Consider the following 17,707-nt stretch of genomic DNA (forward strand, 5'->3'; position numbering starts at 1 on the left):
GCTCAGGCCCCGATCCGGGCGAAGAGCCGCGCCAGCTCGGCATCCACCGGGCCGGGCTCGGACGCGCCGCGCCGGTAGAGCCCCTCGGCGAAGATCCGGCCCGCGCCGGCGCTGAAGAAGGTCGTAGCGAAGAGCCGGTCGAGGGCGGCGGCCCAGGCGTCGCCCTGCGCGTCGGCCGCGGCGTCGCCCTGGAGGGTGCGGGCGAGGCGGCGCAGGAGCTGCGCCTGCGCCACCCGGCGGCGCTCCGGCGGCAGGGCGTTGGCGGCGGCGAGGTCGGCCAGGGCCGCGCGCCGGACCGAACCGCGCCGGCGCGCCCGCAACAGGCGCAGCAGGCCGAGGACGAGGGCCGCCGTGAAGCCCAGGGCGATGGCGAGCATCACCGCCCCCTGCGCCCCGCCGGTCTCGGCGGGCAGGTGCAGGCCGCGCAGCTGGTCGAGGCCGGGCGGAGTGTCGGGCGTCACCGGGCCCCTCCCTGTCGGCTTGGTACCCGAGAGCTTGGCGCCCTACAGCATCGCATCGAGGCGCTCCATCAGCGGCGCGTAGGCTTCCGGGCCGGCCTCGACGTCGAGGCGCAGGCCCTCGATGCCGCGCTGGGCGTAGGCGACGAGGCGGGCATCGGTGCCCGGGGAGGCCCGGTCGGTCCGGTTCGCCTGCACGGTGCCGCGCCGGCCGTCCGGCGTGGCGAAGGGGTAGAAGCCCGGAGGCCGGGCCCGCTCGAAGGCGTCGCTCACGAGGACGAGGCGGATCGACAGGCGCTCGGCCATGATCGTCAGGAGGGGATCGAAATCCGGGCCCGGCGCGTCGAGGGCGCTGCCGATGACGAGGTGACCGCCCGAGGGCAGCAGGCTCTGGGCCAGGGTCAGGGCCGGCGCGAGGGGCGGATCCGCGGCGGATCCGTCGGCCAGGGCCCGGGCATGGGCCAGGGCCAGGGCGCCGGTGAGGGCGGTCATCGCCCGCTCGCCGCCGGCCGGGCGGACCACCACGGGCTCGCCGGCCCCCGCCGCCACGAGGCCGATGCGGCCGCCGTCGCCGACGATGCGCCAGCCGAGCAGGACCAGGGCCTCGGCCGCCGCCACCGAGCGCAGGGCGCGGCGGGTGCCGAAGAGCATGGAGGGCCGGACGTCGACGAGGAGCACCACGGCACGGTCGCGCTCGTCGTGATGGGTGCGCACGTGCAGGATGCCGGTGCGGGCGGTGGCGTTGCGGTCGATGTGCCGGCGGTCGTCGCCCTCGGACCAGAGGCGCACGTCGTCCGGCTCGGAGCCGCGCCCGCGCCGACGGGTCACGATCCCGCCGGGCAGGCCCGCCAGCGTCCGGGTGGCCGGCCCGGAGCCGCGCCGGGCGAGGTGGCGCAGGCCCATCAGCGCCTCGCCCGAGAGGTGGATGCCCGGCGCCATCAGCGGGTCGGTGGCCGGCAGGGCGGCTGCGGCTTGGGCCGGGCTCGGCACGGTCATGGTCGCGCTCAGAGGGCCCGCACCCGCTGGACGAGGCCGCGGATGATGCCCCGGGCCGTCTGACCCTCGGCGGCGGCGCGCCAGGTCAGGCCGATGCGGTGGGCGAGGGCGTCGGCGGCGAGGTCCGCCACGTCCTCCGGGATGACGTGGTCGCGGCCGTGCAGATAGGCCCGCGCCTTGCCGGCGAGCATCAGCGCCAGGGTGCCGCGCGGGGAGGCCGGGTGCTCGATGGCGGCGCGCAGGTCGGGGGCCGCCGCGTCGGTGCGGGTGCCGGCGACCAGCCGCACGAGGTAGTCCTTGAGGGCCGGGGAGACGTAGACGTTGAGGGCGGCTTCCCGGGCGGCCCGGATCTCCGCCACGGAGAGCCGCACCGGCATCGCCTCGGCGTGGTGGTTCAATTCGCCCTCGACGAGGTCGAGGATGCGGCGCTCGGCGGCCTCGTCCGGCATCTCCACCAGGACGTGGAGGAGGAAGCGGTCGAGCTGCGCCTCGGGCAGCGGGAAGGTGCCCGCGTGCTCGATCGGGTTCTGGGTCGCCACCACCATGAACGGGTCGGGCAGCGCATGGGTGTGGCCCGAGACCGTGATCTGACCCTCGGCCATGGCCTCGAGCAGGGCCGACTGCACCTTCGGCGGCGCGCGGTTCACCTCGTCGACGAGGACGAGGGAGTGGAACAGGGGGCCGGGCAGGAACTCGAAGTCGCCGGCATCCTGGCGCCACACGGTGGTGCCGGTCAGGTCGGCGGGCATCAGGTCGGGGGTGCACTGGATGCGGGCGAAGCTGCCGTCGAGCCCGTCCGACAGGCGCTTGACCGCGCGGGTCTTGGCGAGGCCGGGGGCGCCCTCGATGAGGAGATGGCCGCCGGTGAGGAGGCCGATGAGGAGGCGCTCGACCATCGCGTCGGCGCCGATGAGCCCGTGCAGGAGGCCCTCGCGGAGCGCGAGGATGCGGCCGCGCAGGGCGGCGTCCACGGGTGGAGCGCCGGTCGCCGGCCGTTCGGCGAGGGCCGCGCCGCTCATGCGGAGGGGCTCGCGCCGGCCGGCCGGAGCGCCCGGATCGTCGATGGGGCAAGTCTCTGCAGGGCAAGCCTCTGCAAGGCAGGACTCTGCGGAACAGGACTCTGCGGAGCAGGAACGGTGGGCCGGTCCATGCGCGTCTCCTCGGTGATCTTTTTTGGGTCGGATTCTTGCGCGATCCGCCTCCTTCGGGTGTGCCCGCTGCGCGGGGCGGGCGTCAATCCCGCCCCGGCATCCGCGAGGCCGCAGGGCACGGGCCGGGTCACCCGGTCCGGACACAACTCTGCGGGCGCGGCCTCGTTTTCGCGTGCCGCCTCGTCTTCGACCACGGCCTCGGAGGGAGACGTCGTCCGGTCCGGCTCAGAGCTTCTTCGACATCGGGGCCGCGCCGTGTCCGGCCATGCCCGCGCAGCAGCAGGCGGCCTTCTTGGTCCGGGACGGCTTCATGGCGCCCGCCCGCATGTCCATCTTGCCTTGGCCGCACATCATGCCGGCGCCGCCTCCGCAGCACCCGGCGGCCTGGGCGGGAACGAGGCTGGCCAGGGCGAGGCCGGCGGCCAGGGCGAGGGCGGTCACACACGTGTGCATCGGGAAAATCCTGCTGAGGAGGGCGGATGGGGCGGATCTAGTCGGAAAATCGCCCGCTTCCAGCCGAAGCGACGCTGTCCGCGACTGCGAACCGGCGCCCGGCCCCGTGCGTTCCCCCGGCCCCTGCCGGAGGCGCCGCCCGTGACCACCGATCTCTTCCCCCGCTTCGCCGCCCCTTGGATCGACATCCCGGCCGGCCGCTTCTTCGCCCGCATCGGCGGGCCGGAGGACGGGAGGCCGGTGCTGCTCCTCCACGGCTTCCCGCAGAGCCACGCCTGCTGGCACCGGATCGCGCCGGCCCTCGCCGAGCGCCATCGGGTGATCTGCCTCGACCTCAAGGGCTACGGCTGGTCCGCCGCGCCGGAGGGCGACCCGCGCCACGAGGCCTACGCCAAGCGGACCCTCGCGGCCGAGGTGGTGGCGGTGATGGAATCCCTGGGCCACGTCCACTTCGCCCTGGTCGGTCACGACCGGGGTGCGCGCATCGGCTACCGCCTCGCCCTCGACGAGCCCGGGCGGATCGCCCGGCTGGCCCTCCTCGACATCCTGCCGACCCTGGTCCAGTGGGAGCGGATCGAGGCCAACCCGCGCAAGCCCTCGCACTGGCACTTCCTGGCGGAGGCCGCCCCGGGGCCGGAGCAGGCCATCGGTCGCGACCCGGACGCCTATTTCGAGGGGCTGCTGCGCGACTGGAGCGGGGACAAGTCCCTCAAGGCCTTCGCCCCCGCCGCCCTGCATCTCTACCGGCAGGCCTGGGGCGTGCCCGAGCGCATCCACGCCTTCTGCGAGGATTACCGGGCGGGGGCCACCCGCGACCGGGACGCCGATCTCGCGGACCTCGCCGCCGGGCGTCGGCTGGCCTGCCCGACCCTGATCCTCACCGGCGACAGCTATCTCGACCGTGAGCCCGAGACGCCGCTCGCCGCCTGGCAGCGCACCTTCGCGCCGGGCGCCGTCGCCGCCGAGGTCACGTCCGGCCATTTCCTGGCCGAAGAGAACCCCGCCGCGACCCTAGCGGCCCTGCAATCCTTTCTGGGGTGAGCGGGCGAGGCGGCCGGCAGAGCGTCAGATCCGCCCGCACCGGAGCTTCACGCGTGTGATCCTCGCGCGCGTTCGGACGGTATTTCCGTCGCTGTCGAAGACCGAGGGCAGGGTTTCGAGCATTTGGTTCGCCGCGACGCTCCGGCAGGCCTCAGAGCGAGATGGATAAGGGATCATCGCCCGGATCGGAAAACTTCGGAATACAACCAGGTTGCCGCTAAACTTCCATCAGTTGCAGAAAAATTCGCATACGTTAATCATTGTTTCAGCGCCGTATCACAGAAACGTGAGCACGACGCCGCGTCCCTGAGAGACCGATCAAGGTCCTGCGCCGGCGCCGGTCGCAGGGGCCTCATGCGCACGTTCAACAACCTCAAGCTTCTGGGAAAGCTCGCCGTCCCGAGCCTGATCCTCATCCTCGTGGCCGTCGGACTGGTGGTCCTGGCGCGGGCCAACCTCGACACCCTCGGGCGGAACACGACCCAGATCGTCGATGTCCGCGCCGCCCGGCTTTCCCTGGCCCAGCAACTGGCCCTGGCCGTGGACGAGGCGGTGATCGCCGAGAAGAACACCATCATCGAGACCGACGCCGCGCTGATGCAGCAGGACTTCGCCCATTACCAGGCGAGCCGGAAAGCCGCCCTCGAGGCCAGCGACCGCCTGCTCGCCCTGGCCGACACGCCGGAGCGCCGCGCCATCCTGCAGCGCGTCCGCGGCGAGCTGGAGGCGTTCTTCGCCACCGCCGACCGCTCCATCGCCCTCGGCCTGCGCAACGAGAACGCGGCGGCCGCCCAGATCTCGAAGCAGGAGGTCCGCCCGGCCCGGCTCACGATCGCCCGGAGCGTGGCGGCCCGCGTCGCCGCGAACCTGCGCGACCTCGAGATCGCCAAGCAGGCGGCGGCCGAAACGGCCGAGAGCGCCACGCGCACCCTCATCGTCACCGCCACCCTGGGCCTCGGCGTCGCGGTCGGCCTGCTCGCGCTGATCACCCTCTACGGCGTCACCCGCCCGCTCGCCGCCATGACGGCGGCGATGGGCCGGCTCGCGGCCGGCGACCTCGCCGTGACGGTCTCGGGCACCGAGCGGCGGGACGAGGTCGGTCTCCTGGCCCGCGCGCTCCAGGTCTTCAAGGACAACGCCCTGGAGGCCCGGCGCCTCGCCGAGGCGCAGGCGGCCGAGGACGCCGCCAAGATGCGCCGGGCCCAGCGTCTCGACGCCCTGACCCAGGCCTTCGAGGGCAACGTCTCGATCCTGACCCAGGGGCTGGCGGGCGCCGCCACCGAGATGGAGGCCACGGCCCAGTCGATGAGCAGCGTCGCCGCCCAGACCAACCAGCAGACCGTGATCGTCGCGGGGGCGGCCGAGGAGACCTCCGCCAACGTCCAGACGGTGGCCGCGGCCAGCGAGGAGATGTCGGCCTCGGTGCAGGAGATCGTGAGCCAGGTCAGCCTGTCGGCCCGCATCGCCGACCAGGCGGTGGAGAACGCCCAGCGCACCGACGCCACCGTGCGCCGCCTCGCCGGCACCACCGAGCGCATCGGCGCCTTCGTCGAGGTGATCTCCAGCATCGCCGCGCAGACCAATCTCCTGGCGCTCAACGCCACCATCGAGGCGGCGCGGGCCGGCGAGGCCGGCCGCGGCTTCGCCGTCGTCGCCTCCGAGGTGAAGGAACTGGCCGGGCAGACCGCCAAGGCCACGGGCGAGATCGGCGAGCGCATCACCGAGATCCGCACCGCGACCCAGGAGGCCATCACCGACATCGAGACCATCGGCCGGATCATCGGCGAGATGTCGAGCACCGCCGCCTCGATCGCCGCCGCCATGGAGGAGCAGGGGGCCGCGACCCAGGAGATCACCCGCAACGTCCAGGAGGCGGCGCGCGGCACCGAGGAGGTGACCACCAACATCGCCGGCGTGCGCGACGGCGCCGGCCAGACGGGGGCGGCCGCCTCGCAGGTGCTCAGCGCCGCCCAGGAGCTCGCCCGGCACTCCGAGACTCTGACCCGCGCGGTCGGCGGATTCCTCGCCGACGTGAAGGCGGCCTGAGGGGCCTGCGGGGGCGCGCCCATCTCCAGGCGATCTCCAGGGTTGACGCCCCTGGCGGTTGGCGGGAAGGAGAACGCAACCCTTCAGACGGATGCGCGGCCCCTCCCGGAGGCGGGACGGGGCCGCGGCCGCCGCCCGCACGAGAGCGAACCCGCGCATGACGACCTCCTTCCTGCCGATCGACCGCGCCGTGATCGCCCGCGAGGCGGCCAAGATGCTCCTCGAGATCAAGGCGGTGCACTTCTACCAGGAGACGCCCTTCACCTTCACCTCGGGCTGGGCGAGCCCGGTCTACATCGACTGCCGCAAGATCATCTCGTATCCGCGCCTGCGCTCCACCCTGAACGACTTCGCCGCCGCCACCATCGTGCGCGACATCGGCTACGAGTCGATCACCCACGTGGCCGGCGGCGAGACGGCCGGCATCCCCTTCGCGGCCTGGATCTCCGACCGGCTGATGCTGCCGATGCAGTACGTGCGCAAGAAGCCCAAGGGCTTCGGCCGCAACGCCCAGATCGAGGGCGAGGTGGTGGAGGGCGCCCGGACCCTGCTGGTGGAGGATCTCGCCACCGATGGGCGCAGCAAGGCGCTGTTCTGCAAGGCCCTGCGCGATGCCGGCGCCCAGGTCGACCACTGCTTCGTGATGTTCTTCTACGACATCTTCCCCAACAGCCGCGAACTCATGGCCGACCTCGGCGTCCAGCTGCACTACCTCACCACCTGGTGGGACGTGCTGGCGGTGGCCAAGGAGAGCGGCCACTTCGACCCGAAGATCCTCGCCGAGGTGGAGAGCTTTCTGCACGAGCCCGCCAAGTGGTCGGCGGCGCATGGCGGCATCTCCGACTACCCGCAGGCCTGATCCCGGTCGCGCCGTCATGGTCCCGTCACGGGACCGCGTCAGGGCAGGACGATGATCCCCTTCCTGTCCGGGCCGATGCCCGAAGCCGTCAATTCGGCGATCAGCCTCCTCGTCGCCTTCGGGCTCGGCACCCTGATCGGGGCCGAGCGCCAGTACCGGCAGCGCACGGCCGGCCTGCGGACCAACGTCCTGGTGGCGGTGGGGGCGGCCGCCTTCGTCGACCTCGGCATGCGCCTCGAAGGGGCGCCCGGCGGCACCCGCACGGTGGCCTACGTGATCTCGGGCGTCGGCTTCCTCGGCGCCGGCGTGATCATGAAGGAGGGCATGAACGTCCGCGGCCTCAACACCGCCGCGACCCTCTGGTGCTCGGCCGCCGTGGGCGCTTTCGCGGGCGCCGACTTTCCCCTGGAGGCGGCCTTCGTCACCGCCGCGGTGCTCGCCGGCAACACCCTGCTGCGGCCCCTCGTCAACGCCATCAACCGCGCGCCCATCGACGAGAGCCAGACCGAGGCGACCTACGAGGTGCAGGTGACGGTGCAGGCGGACGGCGCCGGCCCGGCCCGCGACCTCCTGGTGGAGCGCCTGGAGGCGGCGCAGTACCCCGTCGGCGGGATCGAGGTGGTGGAGCGGGGCGAGGACACCGTCGAGGTGGTGGCGACCCTGGTGGCGACGGCGGTGGCCGGCGCCGAGCTCGACGCCGTGGTGGCGGGCCTCGCGCGGATGCCCGGGATCGAGCACGCGACCTGGTCGGTGCAGACGGCGGATTGAGGCCCGCGCGGGTGCGCCCGCGCACCTCGGCGCCCGCGGCCCGGATTGCCGGACCGACGCCTTCGTCCAACCTCCCCGGACAGGGGAGGGCGGCGCCGCCCCCGGGCGCCAAGCCCTTCACGAACCCCTTCCGCGAACCAGGGACACGGATCACCATGGCATCCCAGAAGAACGCGCTCATCGTCGGGGCCTCGCGCGGCCTCGGGCTCGGCCTCGTCGAGACCTTCCTCCAACGCGGGTGGCGGGTGACCGCGACGCAGCGCTCGGCCTCCCCGGGCCTCGCCGCGCTGGCCTCCGAGGCCCTCACGGTCGAGACGGCCGACATCGACGACGATCGCGCGGTGTCCACCCTGCACGACCGCCTGGCGGGCCAGAGCTTCGACCTGATCTTCGTGGTGGCGGGCGTGGCGACTCAGGCCCACGAGCCGCTGTACCTGGTGCCACGCGACGTCGCCGCCCAGGTCTACCTGACCAATGCGATCAGCCCGGTGCGTTTCGCCGAGGCCTTCCTCGACCGGCTGGCGCCGAAGGGCCTCGTCGCCTTCATGAGCTCGATCCTCGGCAGCGTCGGCCTCAACGAATCCGGCGGCTGGGAGAACTACCGGGCGAGCAAGGCCGCCCTCAACACCCTGGTGCGCAGCTTCGAGATCCGCCACCGGGAGGCCGGCTTCGGCGTGCTGCTGCTGCATCCGGGCTGGGTCCGCACCGAGATGGGCGGGGCCGATGCCGACATCGACGTCGCCACCAGCGTCACCGGCATGGCCGACGTGATCGCGGCCCGGCTCGGACAGAGCGGTACGGCCTATCTCGACTACACCGGCAAGACTTTGGACTGGTAGGGTCCCCTGGACTGGTCGAGCGGCGAAAGACCCGGAGGGCCGGCGGAAAGCCGGCCCTCCGGTCAAGGGCGCCCGATCGGCGGTCGCCCGCGCCGCTCGACCACCACCGGCGGCCGGGTCCGGCGCTCGACGATGACGGTGCGCGGTGCCCGGCTCGGGCTGGCGGCGGTGAAGATGCGCTCCGGCATCCGCTCGGAGATCCGATCGGGCTTGGCCTCGGACCGGACCTTGGCGGCGGCGACCACGTGCTCGCGCACCGCCTCCGGCGGCAGGCCGATGAGGCCGGCGGCGATCTCCACCTGCTGCTCGATGTCGTCGGCGAGGTCCTGGGCCGCGGCGACGGCCTCCGGGATGGTCGGCGGCTCACGCCGCACGCGGATCGGCGGGAGATCCTGGAAGGACTTCGAGGGCTTCTTCACGGCGCGACTCGCTTGGGGCATCACCGGACCATACGCGCGATCTTAGCGTTTGTGCAGTGCACACATGCGGGGCGAGCCGCGCGTCCGATGCATCCCGGGGGCGTGATGGATTTTCGATCAGCGCCTTCGGCGAGCCGTTGAAGGGACCTGCCTGGACGAGAAGCGCCCTGCCGGCCGAATGGGCAGGGCCAGGCGTCGAAATGCCGCGTGCCCTCGGGACGCGTCCGGGCTGTTGCGATGCGGTCGGCGAGCGTCGATAGTCGGGGCCATGAGAGTGGGGACTATGGCGGATTCTCTGTTCGATCTCTCCGACGCGCGTCTCGTTCCGGCCCGGCCCGAGATCGCCGATGTGCGCCTGCGCGGCCATGTGGCGGCCGAACGCTACGTCGTGGGCGAGGCCCGCGCGGTGGTCGTACCCTCGGCCCCCTTGCGCCGGACGCCCCGCTTCGATGCCGGTCTCGAGACCGAGGCGGTGATGGGGGACGCGGTGACCGCCTACGGCGCCGAGGAGGGCTTCGTCTTCGTCCAGTTCGCCCATGACGGCTATGTGGGCTACCTCCCCGAGGCGGCCCTCGGCCCCGCGCAGGCGCCGACGCACCGCATCACCGCCCTGCGCAGCTTCCTCTATCCGGGCCCCGACCTGAAGCAGCCCGCCAGCGGCTGGCTGACCCTGGGCGCCCGCCTCCGACCGACGGAGACCCGGGGCGACTATCTCCGGATCGCGAGTGGCTACGTCTTTGCCGGTCACTGCGCGCCCCTCGACGCCGTCGAACCCGATTACGCCGCCACCGCCGAACGCCTCGTCGGCACGCCCTATCTCTGGGGTGGGCGCACCAGTCTCGGCCTCGACTGTTCGGGCCTCGTCCAGCTCTGCCTCGCGCAGGCCGGGATCCTGGCGCCGCGGGACGCCGACCAGCAGGAGCGCGGGCTCGGCGAGGCCCTGCCCCCGGACTTCGAGGGTCTGCGGCGCGGCGATCTCGTGTTCTGGCGCGGCCATGTCGGGCTGATGCTCGACGCCGCCCGCCTCATCCACGCCAACGGCCACCACATGGCGGTGGCGGTGGAGCCCCTCGCCGAGGCCGTCGCCCGCATCCGGGAGAAGAGTTTCGGGCCGGTGACGTCGCTCCGGCGGCTCAGCCCACGTGGCACTGATTCCAGTTGGAGGCCATGACCGCCGCGTTCCCCCGACGTCTGCTGCCGTGCAGGCCGGGCGCTCGCTCGTCCTGATCGACGAAGGCCTTTCGGTCCGGACTGTTCTGGCGGAACGCGACGCGCGCGCGGGGATTTCGTCGATGGGTTCGGCTCACGCGGAAGGCGGTCAGAGCGTCCGAATTCGATGGCTCGTCGGCGGCAGTTCGTACATGGACCCCGCCGCGCTGCGTTCGCCGAAGGTGACGATGTCATCCCAGAGGGCCAGGATGCGCTCGGCGTTCTTCACCAGCGGTGCCTTGTTCAGGCCCGCAGACAGGAAGAAGCCGATCAGTCGGGAGGTCCGGAAGGCCTGGAATTCGGACCTGTTCTTCCTGTTTCTGCGATCGGCCGAGAGGACGACCCAGCGTCCTTCGTGTCCGAGTTCAAAGATCCACTACAGGTCTCTCACCCCGGGCCCATAGCGATCCCGAATATGGATGATGTCGTGCTCACCGGCGAACAGGGCGTGAAGGGCACGGGCGAGGGCGGGCGGAAGGTTTTCATCGACGACGATCTTCACGCGGCCTGCAGATCGGCTTCGAAGCGAACGGCGTCCCGGACGATCGCGGACGGGATCTCGTAGAGGCGCGACACGCGCTCCACCGATCCTTCCGACGTCACGGCCTCGGCCAAGGCGACCGTCGGGACGCCGTATGCCGCGGCGATCGGCTGCCCGAACGCGCGCTGCGGGTCGATCACGATGGTGTCCTTGCCCCGAAATGGCCGCCACCGAGCGACGACCTCATTGTCGAGGTCGAGATCCTTGAACGTCCGCTCGATGACGGACTTGATGACGAACTGGCCCCGTTTCAGATCCAGGAGTTCGCTCTCGCCGGTTGCCTTGAGGGTGTCGAGGAAGATCGTCCGTCCGTCCGTCCGGAAGCGCCGTGTCGAGAATGGGCGCGGGTCCTGCACGGCCTCGCGGGCACGCTCCAGGCAGCTCCGGATGATCCGCAGATCGACACCTTCTTCCGCGAACGCGTGGACGAAGCGAAGTTCAATGAGGTCCCGGAAGCCAAGTTCGAGGTGGGCGTCGCTCGTTGCCAACTCGGGCAACCAGAGGGGCGGCATGCGGCGGGACGTGCCGTCCGAAGTGAACGCATAGCCGCCGAGCCAGCGCCGGATGGTGATCCCCGGCATGCGGACGAGCCGTGCCGCCTCGGGAACGGTATAGTAGCCGATCCCGAGAGGGGGCGCTTCGGGGGCATCCGACGATGTCATGCGCTCCAGCATCGGGTCGACCGTACGCGACGGCGCTGGGCGCCGCTATGGAAATCCGCACGGATCTTCGTCGTTTGAAATGCGCAGTCCAGTCCGCAGGCCATCGTATTTCGGCGGCCCGGCTCAGCCCTTCAGCCGCATCTTGATCCGGTAGACCAGACCGTCGCGGACGTCGCGGTAGGCGTCGAGGCGCTGCTCGCGGGTGCCGTCCTGGATGTGGGTCGGATCGGGGGTCGGCCAGTACTCGACCTCGACCGCGTTGGTGCGGGTCAGCTCCAGGGCGGCGTGGTGGGCTTCGGGCGCCAGGGTGACGATGAGGTCGAAGTTCAGGCCCTCCCACTCCTCGAGCTGGGCCAGGGTGCGCGGCTTGTGGCGCGTCGCGTCGATGCCGATCTCGTCGAGGGCCGCCACCATGAACGGGTCGGCGGGCTCGCCGGAGCGGACGCCGGCCGACTGCACGTAGATCGACTTGCCGAAGTAGTGGCGCGCGATGGCCTCCGCCGCGAGCGAGCGCACGGCGTTGAAGTTGCACATGAACAGGGCCGACTGCACGCGCGTCTTCTTCGGGCCGGTCGCGTCCGCCATCCGGTCTTCTTCTCAGCCTCGCGCTTCGAGTGGGGTCGCGGCTCAGGCCTTCCAGTGCAAGGCGAAGACCAGAGTGAAGAGGCGGCGCGCGGTGTCGTGGTCGAGGTCGACCTTGCCCTCGAGGCGCTGGCGCAACAGGTCGGACGCCTCGTTGTGCAGGCCGCGCCGGCCCATGTCGATCGCCTCGATCTGGGTCGGCGAGGCGGTGCGGATGGCGTTGTAGTAGCTCTCGCAGATCATCTCGTAGTCGCGGATCACCCGGCGGAACGGGGTCAGCGACAGGAGGTGGGTCATCACCGGGTCGCCGTCCGCGCGCTTGATGACGAGGGCGAGCTTGCTTTCCACGAGCCCGAGCGTGAGGGCGTAGGGCCCCTCGCGGCCGGGGACCGTGAAGCTGTTGTCCTCCAGGATGTCGAAGATCGCGATGGCGCGCTCGTGCTCCTGGTCCGGGTTGCCCCGCCCGATCGACTCCTCGTCAAGGGTCACCACCGCGAGGCGATGCGGCGACTTCGCCTCCCCCGCCTTCACGTCCGCCGCCTTGGCGTCCGCCGCCTCGGCGTCCCGGGATTTCGCTTCGCTCGAATTGGCCGCGCCGGACATCAGGCCCTCACAGGTTCAGGCGGATCGCCACCGAGCGGGCGTGGCCCTCCAGGCCCTCCGACCGTCCGAGGGCGATGGCCGCGGGGCCCAGCGCCCGGAGGGCCGCCGGGTCGCAGCGCAGGATCGTGGTGCGCTTCATGAAATCGAGCACGCCGAGCCCCGAGGAGAACCGCGCCGAGCGGGCGGTGGGCAGGACGTGGTTGGGGCCGCCGACATAGTCGCCGATGGCCTCCGGCGTGTGCGAGCCGAGGAAGATCGCGCCGGCGTTGCGGACCTTGGCGGCGAGCCCCTCGGCGTCCCGCGTCTCGATCTCCAGGTGCTCGGGGGCGAGGCGATCCACCAGCGGCACCGCCTCGTCGAAGTCCCGCACCACCACGATGGCGCCGTAGTCGCGCCAGCTCGCCCGGGCGATGTCGGCCCGCGGCAGGGTGCCGAGCGCCCGTTCCACCGCCTCGGCCACGTCGCCGGCCAGCGCTTCGGAATCCGTGATCAGGATGGATTGGGCCGCCGTGTCGTGCTCGGCCTGGGCCAGGAGGTCCGCCGCCACCCAGTCGGGATTGGCATGGGCGTCGGCCAGGATCAGCACCTCGGAGGGGCCGGCGATCATGTCGATGCCGACCTGCCCGAACACCCGGCGCTTGGCCGCGGCCACCCAGGCGTTGCCGGGCCCGACGATCTTGGCCACCGGTGAGATCGTCTCGGTGCCGTAGGCCAGCGCCGCCACCGCCTGGGCGCCGCCCACCCGGTAGACCTCGTCGACGCCGGCGAGCTGCGCGGCGGCGAGCACCAGCGGGTTCATCGTGCCCTCCGGCATCGGCACCACCATGACGACGCGCGGCACCCCGGCGACGCGGGCCGGAATGGCGTTCATGAGCACCGAGGAGGGATAGCTCGCGGTGCCGCCGGGTACGTAGAGGCCGACCGATTCCAGCGCCGTCCAGCGCCAGCCGGCGGTGACCCCCAGGCTGTCGGTGGCGCTGTGGTCGGCGGGCACCTGGGCGGCGTGGAACGCCTCGATCCGGGCGGCGGCGAAGCGCAGGGCCTCCAGGGCGTCGGGCGGGCAGGCCGCGACGGCGGCCTCGATCTCGGCCGGGGTGACGCGCAGCGACGCGACGGTGAAATCCTCGCCGAGCCGGTCGAAGCGGCGGGTGTAGTCGACCAGCGCCGCGTCGCCGCCCGCGACCACGCCCGCGATGATGCCGCGCACGGTCTCGTCGACATCCTCGGAGATCTCACGCTTGACGCTGAGCAGGCGCGCGAAGGCTTCGGCGAAGTCTTCGTCGCGGGAATCGAGGCGGACCATCAGGTGTTTCCTTCTCGGGCGTCGCCCGCGATGGCGGCGCGCCCGGCGACCACGGCCTCGTGGTCGGGGCGCCCCTCGACCTCCCAGACCGGGCCGAGATCCTTCAACTGGACCTCGATGCATTCGAGTTCGAGCTGGATCGCCGCGCCGCCGGCGAAGACCAGGGTGGCGATGCCGGACGGCGCCTCGGTCGGCGCGAAGGTGACGGCGAGGAGTTCGAGGGGCGTCTCGGCATCCGCGCCGGGCGTGATGCCGCGCGTGCGTACCTTCAGCACCCGTTCGAAATGGATGCCCGTCAGGCGCCGGCGCGGCGGCGCACCGTCCTCCGCCGACCAGTCGAAGCGGCGCGCCACCAGGACGAACCGATGCTGCGCGCCCAGATAGGCGAGGTCGCTCCCCTTCAGGATCGCGTCCTGCAGGTGGGCGGAGATGACGCCCAGATCTTCGGCGTCGAGGGCGGCGAGCCTGAGAAGCTCCATGATCGGATGTCGCGCTCTTGTCGGCGGGCCGGCCCGGTGCGGGCTCGGCCGTTCGCGGTATGGGAGCCGTAGGTAGCGAGGGGACCCGCCCACGGCAACAGGCGGGGGCGAACTCCGCCATTGTCCCGTTTGCCGGACCTGCTAGGGACGCGTCGCTGCGCCGGCTCCGTGTCGGCACCGGCGAACGGAGTTCGCACCGTGTCTCTTCCCCCTCTCACCGAAGCCGCCGGCTCCCCGGGCCAAGCCGAGTCCCCGGGCCAAGCCGAGACCCCGGGCCAAGCCGAGACCTCGGCCAGATCCACCGGTCCCGCCCTGGCCGCGCCCGGCGCGGTCGTCGCCATCCCGGTGCGCAACGAGGCCGAGCGCATCGCGGCCTGCCTGCGCGCGATCGACGCCCAGACGGGGATCCCGCCGGGGAGTCTCGGCGTCGTGCTGTTTCTCAACAACTGCACCGACGCCACCGAGGCGATCGTGGCCGATCTCGCGCCGCGGATGTCGGTGCCGGTCCGGGTCACCCACGTCACGTATGCCGGCGCCCATGCGGGCTGGGCCCGACGCGAGGCGATGAACCGGGCGGCCGACTGGCTCGGCGGGGACGGCATGATCCTCTCGACCGACGCCGACAGCCGGGTTCCGTCGGACTGGGTCGCACGCAACCGGGCCGCCCTCGACCGGGGCGCCGACGCGGTGGCCGGCCGCATCGCGCTCGATTCGGACGAGCGCGCCCTGCTGCCGCCCTCCCTGCACTGGCGCGGCGAGCGGGAGGACCTCTACAGCGACCTCCTCACCGAGGCGGAGGCGCGCATCGACCCCGATCCGCACGATCCCTGGCCCTGCCACCGCACCACCATCGGCGCCACCCTGAGCGTCAGCCTCGCGGCCTACCGGGCGGTGGGGGGCATGCCGGCGATCGCGCTCGGCGAAGACGGCGCGTTCGTGGCGCTGCTGCTCGCGCAGGGGCTGCATGTCCGGCACGACCCGGCCATCCTGGTCACGGTCTCGGGGCGCCTCGTGGGCCGGGCCCCGGGCGGCGTCGCCGACACCATCCGGGCGCGCTGCGAGAAGCCCGACAGCCTGTGCGACGCCCGCCTCGAACCGGTGCCGCGGGCGCTCTTCCGCTACGCCTGGCGGCGGCGCCTGCGCCGCCTGCACGCGGCGGGCCGGCTCGGCACCGAGCGTGGCTGGGCCCGGGCCCTGCGGATCACCGAGGCGGATGCCGTCCGCGTCGCGGCCCATCCCCTGGCGGGCCACGCGGTGGCCGAGGCCGAGCGCGCCAGTCCGCGCCTCGTCCACCGGCCGCTCGGGCCTCGGCAGCTGCCCGGCCAGATCCGGCTGGCCCGGGCGGTGCTCCCGGCGGTGCGCCTGGTCACCCGGTTCCTGGGCTGAGATGCGCCTCCCCGATCGCCGCATGCCCTCAGGGAGCGTTCAGCCCGGGGTCGCTAGATCGAGCGCCACTTCCGAGGGGATGCAGCCATGACACGCAAGGCCATGACGTCAAAGACCATCAGGACCGCGATTCTCGCCCTCGCCACCGCGGCGACGCTCGGCACCGGCCTCGGTGCTTTCGAAGCGCGGGCGCAGTATTACGGCGACGACGATCGTCCCCATCGCTTCGAGCGCCGCTACGACGAGGATCGCTACGAGCGCCGGCGCTACGACGAGGACCGGTACGACCGGCGCCCCCATGGCTACGGCGGCGGATTCGGACGCCTCTGCCTGACCCAGCGTGGCAACTGCATCACCCGCCCGCAGCCCTACGGCTCGCGCTGCGGCTGCGACATTCCCGGTTTCGGTCGCAAGCACGGCGAGATCGGCGGCTGATCCGACCCGCCCGCCGCCCGGAGCGGGCGGCGGGCGGGTCCCGTCAACTGCGGACGCGGGTGATCTCGGCGCCGCAGCGGGCGAGCTTGGCCTCCAGGGCCTCGAAGCCGCGGTCGAGGTGGTAGACCCGGTTGATGCTGGTCTCGCCCTCGGCCGCCAGGCCCGCAATGACGAGGGAGACGGAGGCGCGGAGGTCCGTGGCCATCACGGGCGCGCCCTTCAGGCGCTCGACGCCCTCGACGATGGCGAGGTCGCCCTCGAGCCGGATCCGGGCGCCGAGGCGGGCCAACTCCTGCACGTGCATGAAGCGGTTCTCGAAGATCGTCTCGCGGATGTTGGACTGGCCCTTGGCCAGCGTCATCAGCGCCATGAACTGCGCCTGCAGGTCGGTGGGGAAGCCGGGGAACGGGTCGGTGGTGATGTCGACCGCGGCGATGCCCCCGCCGTTGCGGCGGATGCGGATGGTATCGGTGCCCGTGGTGATCTCGGCGCCCGTGGTCGCCAGCACGTCGAGGGCCGCGTGCAGCAGGTCCGCGCGGGTGTTCTCCAGGGTCACGTCGCCGCCGGTCATGGCCACCGCCATGGCGTAGGTGCCGGTCTCGATGCGGTCGGGCAGCACGTCGTGGCGGGCGCCGTGCAGGCGCGAGACGCCCTCGACGGTGATGCGCGGCGTACCGGCCCCCTCGATGCGGGCGCCCATCTTGGTGAGGCAGGCGGCGAGATCGACGACCTCGGGCTCGCGGGCGGCGTTCTCGATCAGGGTCGAGCCGTTGGCCAGGGCCGCCCCCATCAGCGCCACGTGGGTACCCCCCACCGTCACCTTGGGGAAGTGGATCTCGCCCCCGCGCAGGCCGTTCTTGGCCTTCGCGACGACGTAGCCGCCATCGACCTCGACGGTGGCGCCGAGGCGCTCCAGCGCCATCAGCAGCAGGTCGACCGGGCGCGTCCCGATGGCGCAGCCGCCGGGCATCGAGACCCGGGCCTCGCCGAAGCGGGCGAGCAGCGGCGCGATCACCCAGAAGCTCGCCCGCATGGTCGAGACCAGCTCGTAGGGCGCCGTGGTGTCGATGACGTTGGAGGCGGTGAGGCGGATGGTCTGGCCGGTCTCGGTGGTCTGGCCCGGGCGCTTGCCCACCACCATGTGGTCGACGCCGTGATTGCCGAGGATGCGCAGCAGCGCGTTGATGTCGGCGAGCCGCGGCACGTTGCCGAGTTCCAGGGTCTCGCCGGTCATCAGGCTGGCGATCATCAGGGGCAGCGCGGCGTTCTTGGCGCCCGAGATCGGGATCACGCCGTGCAGCGGGCGGCCGCCGATGATGTTGATGCGGTCCATCGTCTCTACAACCTTGCCTAAAATCTTGCCCGCCGGGGGCGCAGGCCGCGCCGCGGGCCGGAGAAATCGAACGTGAAACCTGGCGGGACGCGAGCCGCCCCCGTGGAAACAGCACCGTTATAGCCAAGTTTTGTCGAAAAGGAG

19 protein-coding genes and 1 pseudogene are annotated in these 17,707 nt (G+C 72.3%); 8 read left to right on the forward strand and 12 right to left on the reverse strand.

Going from position 1 to position 17,707, the window contains the following annotated elements; genetic code table 11:
• Positions 1 to 2 precede the first annotated feature (2 nt).
• From ASF41_RS23155 to ASF41_RS26350, 4 genes are all read right to left on the reverse strand, one after another.
• The gene (locus ASF41_RS23155; protein ID WP_056497521.1) at positions 3 to 461 is read right to left on the reverse strand and encodes a DUF4381 family protein; all 459 of its coding nucleotides are present in this window, start codon (positions 459 to 461) and stop codon (positions 3 to 5) included.
• Between the two features lie 42 nt (positions 462 to 503).
• A complete protein-coding gene (locus ASF41_RS23160; RefSeq protein WP_244479764.1) occupies positions 504 to 1,397 on the reverse strand; it encodes a DUF58 domain-containing protein in 894 nt (297 codons plus the stop codon).
• A 65-nt stretch (positions 1,398 to 1,462) separates the two neighbouring features.
• A complete protein-coding gene (locus ASF41_RS23165) occupies positions 1,463 to 2,473 on the reverse strand; it encodes a MoxR family ATPase (RefSeq protein ID WP_056218574.1) in 1,011 nt (336 codons plus the stop codon).
• 357 nt (positions 2,474 to 2,830) lie between these two features.
• Positions 2,831 to 3,058, reverse strand: coding sequence for a hypothetical protein (locus ASF41_RS26350; protein WP_200917621.1), 228 nt, complete (start codon positions 3,056 to 3,058; stop codon positions 2,831 to 2,833).
• 141 nt (positions 3,059 to 3,199) lie between these two features.
• Between ASF41_RS26350 and ASF41_RS26355 the strand changes: the two genes are divergently transcribed.
• The 5 genes from ASF41_RS26355 to ASF41_RS23195 all read left to right on the forward strand — a co-directional run bounded on the left by ASF41_RS26355 (position 3,200) and on the right by ASF41_RS23195 (position 8,611).
• A complete protein-coding gene (locus ASF41_RS26355; RefSeq protein WP_056351901.1) occupies positions 3,200 to 4,099 on the forward strand; it encodes an alpha/beta fold hydrolase in 900 nt (299 codons plus the stop codon).
• Positions 4,100 to 4,453: 354 nt separating this feature from the next.
• Positions 4,454 to 6,145 carry a methyl-accepting chemotaxis protein gene (locus tag ASF41_RS23180; RefSeq protein ID WP_056497529.1) on the forward strand — a complete coding sequence of 564 codons (1,692 nt, stop codon included), beginning with the start codon at positions 4,454 to 4,456 and terminating at the stop codon, positions 6,143 to 6,145.
• 157 nt (positions 6,146 to 6,302) lie between these two features.
• Positions 6,303 to 7,004 (forward strand): orotate phosphoribosyltransferase, encoded by a 702-nt coding sequence (locus tag ASF41_RS23185; protein ID WP_056218588.1) that lies wholly within the window; start codon positions 6,303 to 6,305, stop codon positions 7,002 to 7,004.
• A 51-nt stretch (positions 7,005 to 7,055) separates the two neighbouring features.
• Positions 7,056 to 7,772: an MgtC/SapB family protein gene (locus ASF41_RS23190; RefSeq protein ID WP_056218592.1), complete on the forward strand. Its 717-nt coding sequence runs from the start codon at positions 7,056 to 7,058 to the stop codon at positions 7,770 to 7,772.
• Positions 7,773 to 7,927: 155 nt separating this feature from the next.
• Positions 7,928 to 8,611, forward strand: a complete 684-nt coding sequence (locus tag ASF41_RS23195) for an SDR family oxidoreductase (RefSeq protein ID WP_056497530.1) — start codon at positions 7,928 to 7,930, stop codon at positions 8,609 to 8,611.
• Between the two features lie 62 nt (positions 8,612 to 8,673).
• On the opposite strand, the gene ASF41_RS23200 is transcribed toward ASF41_RS23195, so the two are convergent.
• Entirely contained in the window at positions 8,674 to 9,030 is a 357-nt protein-coding gene (locus ASF41_RS23200; protein WP_244472681.1) for a hypothetical protein, read from the reverse strand.
• A 283-nt stretch (positions 9,031 to 9,313) separates the two neighbouring features.
• Between ASF41_RS23200 and ASF41_RS23205 the strand changes: the two genes are divergently transcribed.
• Positions 9,314 to 10,201 (forward strand): C40 family peptidase, encoded by an 888-nt coding sequence (locus ASF41_RS23205; protein ID WP_244479760.1) that lies wholly within the window; start codon positions 9,314 to 9,316, stop codon positions 10,199 to 10,201.
• Between the two features lie 303 nt (positions 10,202 to 10,504).
• Here the strand turns inward: ASF41_RS23205 and ASF41_RS26360 are convergent.
• The 6 genes and pseudogenes from ASF41_RS26360 to ASF41_RS23235 form a co-directional block, all read right to left on the reverse strand.
• Positions 10,505 to 10,741: pseudogene (locus ASF41_RS26360) on the reverse strand (hypothetical protein); the annotation flags it as partial.
• The gene (locus ASF41_RS23215; protein ID WP_056497601.1) at positions 10,738 to 11,442 is read right to left on the reverse strand and encodes a hypothetical protein; all 705 of its coding nucleotides are present in this window, start codon (positions 11,440 to 11,442) and stop codon (positions 10,738 to 10,740) included. The pseudogene ASF41_RS26360 and the gene ASF41_RS23215, both read right to left, overlap by 4 nt.
• A gap of 123 nt (positions 11,443 to 11,565) precedes the next feature.
• Positions 11,566 to 12,027 carry a low molecular weight phosphatase family protein gene (locus ASF41_RS23220; RefSeq protein WP_056276291.1) on the reverse strand — a complete coding sequence of 154 codons (462 nt, stop codon included), beginning with the start codon at positions 12,025 to 12,027 and terminating at the stop codon, positions 11,566 to 11,568.
• Positions 12,028 to 12,069: 42 nt separating this feature from the next.
• Positions 12,070 to 12,627, reverse strand: a complete 558-nt coding sequence (locus tag ASF41_RS23225; protein WP_082487453.1) for a UPF0262 family protein — start codon at positions 12,625 to 12,627, stop codon at positions 12,070 to 12,072.
• A gap of 7 nt (positions 12,628 to 12,634) precedes the next feature.
• On the reverse strand, positions 12,635 to 13,930 hold the full coding sequence (hisD, locus tag ASF41_RS23230; protein ID WP_056497532.1) for a histidinol dehydrogenase: 1,296 nt from the start codon (positions 13,928 to 13,930) through the stop codon (positions 12,635 to 12,637).
• Complete coding sequence (locus tag ASF41_RS23235; protein WP_056218609.1) at positions 13,930 to 14,409, reverse strand: DUF2948 family protein; 480 nt, start codon at positions 14,407 to 14,409, stop codon at positions 13,930 to 13,932. The genes hisD and ASF41_RS23235 overlap by 1 nt, the downstream gene beginning before the upstream one ends.
• A gap of 312 nt (positions 14,410 to 14,721) precedes the next feature.
• On the opposite strand from ASF41_RS23235, the gene ASF41_RS23240 reads away from it, so the two are divergent.
• Together ASF41_RS23240 and ASF41_RS23245 are read left to right on the forward strand one after the other, a co-directional pair.
• Complete coding sequence (locus ASF41_RS23240; RefSeq protein WP_056219462.1) at positions 14,722 to 15,795, forward strand: glycosyltransferase family 2 protein; 1,074 nt, start codon at positions 14,722 to 14,724, stop codon at positions 15,793 to 15,795.
• Between the two features lie 87 nt (positions 15,796 to 15,882).
• Positions 15,883 to 16,230 carry a hypothetical protein gene (locus ASF41_RS23245; RefSeq protein WP_244472682.1) on the forward strand — a complete coding sequence of 116 codons (348 nt, stop codon included), beginning with the start codon at positions 15,883 to 15,885 and terminating at the stop codon, positions 16,228 to 16,230.
• A 43-nt stretch (positions 16,231 to 16,273) separates the two neighbouring features.
• On the opposite strand, the gene murA is transcribed toward ASF41_RS23245, so the two are convergent.
• Positions 16,274 to 17,563 carry a UDP-N-acetylglucosamine 1-carboxyvinyltransferase gene (gene murA / locus ASF41_RS23250; protein ID WP_056218613.1) on the reverse strand — a complete coding sequence of 430 codons (1,290 nt, stop codon included), beginning with the start codon at positions 17,561 to 17,563 and terminating at the stop codon, positions 16,274 to 16,276.
• Between the last annotated feature and the right edge of the window lie 144 nt (positions 17,564 to 17,707).

It is taken from the genome of Methylobacterium sp. Leaf111 (assembly GCF_001423285.1).
Classification (GTDB): Bacteria; Pseudomonadota; Alphaproteobacteria; order Rhizobiales; family Beijerinckiaceae; genus Methylobacterium.

What these genes read in the sequence shown, in the direction of transcription:
- ASF41_RS23160 (WP_244479764.1), bottom strand. Translation starts at nt 1,397, where the DNA reads ATGGCGCCGGGCATCCACCTCTCGGGCGAGGCGCTGATGGGCCTGCGC.
- ASF41_RS23165 (WP_056218574.1), bottom strand. Translation starts at nt 2,473, where the DNA reads ATGAGCGGCGCGGCCCTCGCCGAACGGCCGGCGACCGGCGCTCCACCC.
- ASF41_RS26350 (WP_200917621.1), bottom strand. Translation starts at nt 3,058, where the DNA reads ATGCACACGTGTGTGACCGCCCTCGCCCTGGCCGCCGGCCTCGCCCTG.
- ASF41_RS23180 (WP_056497529.1), top strand. Translation starts at nt 4,454, where the DNA reads ATGCGCACGTTCAACAACCTCAAGCTTCTGGGAAAGCTCGCCGTCCCG.
- ASF41_RS23185 (WP_056218588.1), top strand. Translation starts at nt 6,303, where the DNA reads ATGACGACCTCCTTCCTGCCGATCGACCGCGCCGTGATCGCCCGCGAG.
- ASF41_RS23190 (WP_056218592.1), top strand. Translation starts at nt 7,056, where the DNA reads ATGATCCCCTTCCTGTCCGGGCCGATGCCCGAAGCCGTCAATTCGGCG.
- ASF41_RS23195 (WP_056497530.1), top strand. Translation starts at nt 7,928, where the DNA reads ATGGCATCCCAGAAGAACGCGCTCATCGTCGGGGCCTCGCGCGGCCTC.
- ASF41_RS23205 (WP_244479760.1), top strand. Translation starts at nt 9,314, where the DNA reads ATGGCGGATTCTCTGTTCGATCTCTCCGACGCGCGTCTCGTTCCGGCC.
- ASF41_RS23215 (WP_056497601.1), bottom strand. Translation starts at nt 11,442, where the DNA reads ATGACATCGTCGGATGCCCCCGAAGCGCCCCCTCTCGGGATCGGCTAC.
- ASF41_RS23220 (WP_056276291.1), bottom strand. Translation starts at nt 12,027, where the DNA reads ATGGCGGACGCGACCGGCCCGAAGAAGACGCGCGTGCAGTCGGCCCTG.
- ASF41_RS23225 (WP_082487453.1), bottom strand. Translation starts at nt 12,627, where the DNA reads ATGTCCGGCGCGGCCAATTCGAGCGAAGCGAAATCCCGGGACGCCGAG.
- hisD (WP_056497532.1), bottom strand. Translation starts at nt 13,930, where the DNA reads ATGGTCCGCCTCGATTCCCGCGACGAAGACTTCGCCGAAGCCTTCGCG.
- ASF41_RS23235 (WP_056218609.1), bottom strand. Translation starts at nt 14,409, where the DNA reads ATGGAGCTTCTCAGGCTCGCCGCCCTCGACGCCGAAGATCTGGGCGTC.
- ASF41_RS23245 (WP_244472682.1), top strand. Translation starts at nt 15,883, where the DNA reads ATGACACGCAAGGCCATGACGTCAAAGACCATCAGGACCGCGATTCTC.
- murA (WP_056218613.1), bottom strand. Translation starts at nt 17,563, where the DNA reads ATGGACCGCATCAACATCATCGGCGGCCGCCCGCTGCACGGCGTGATC.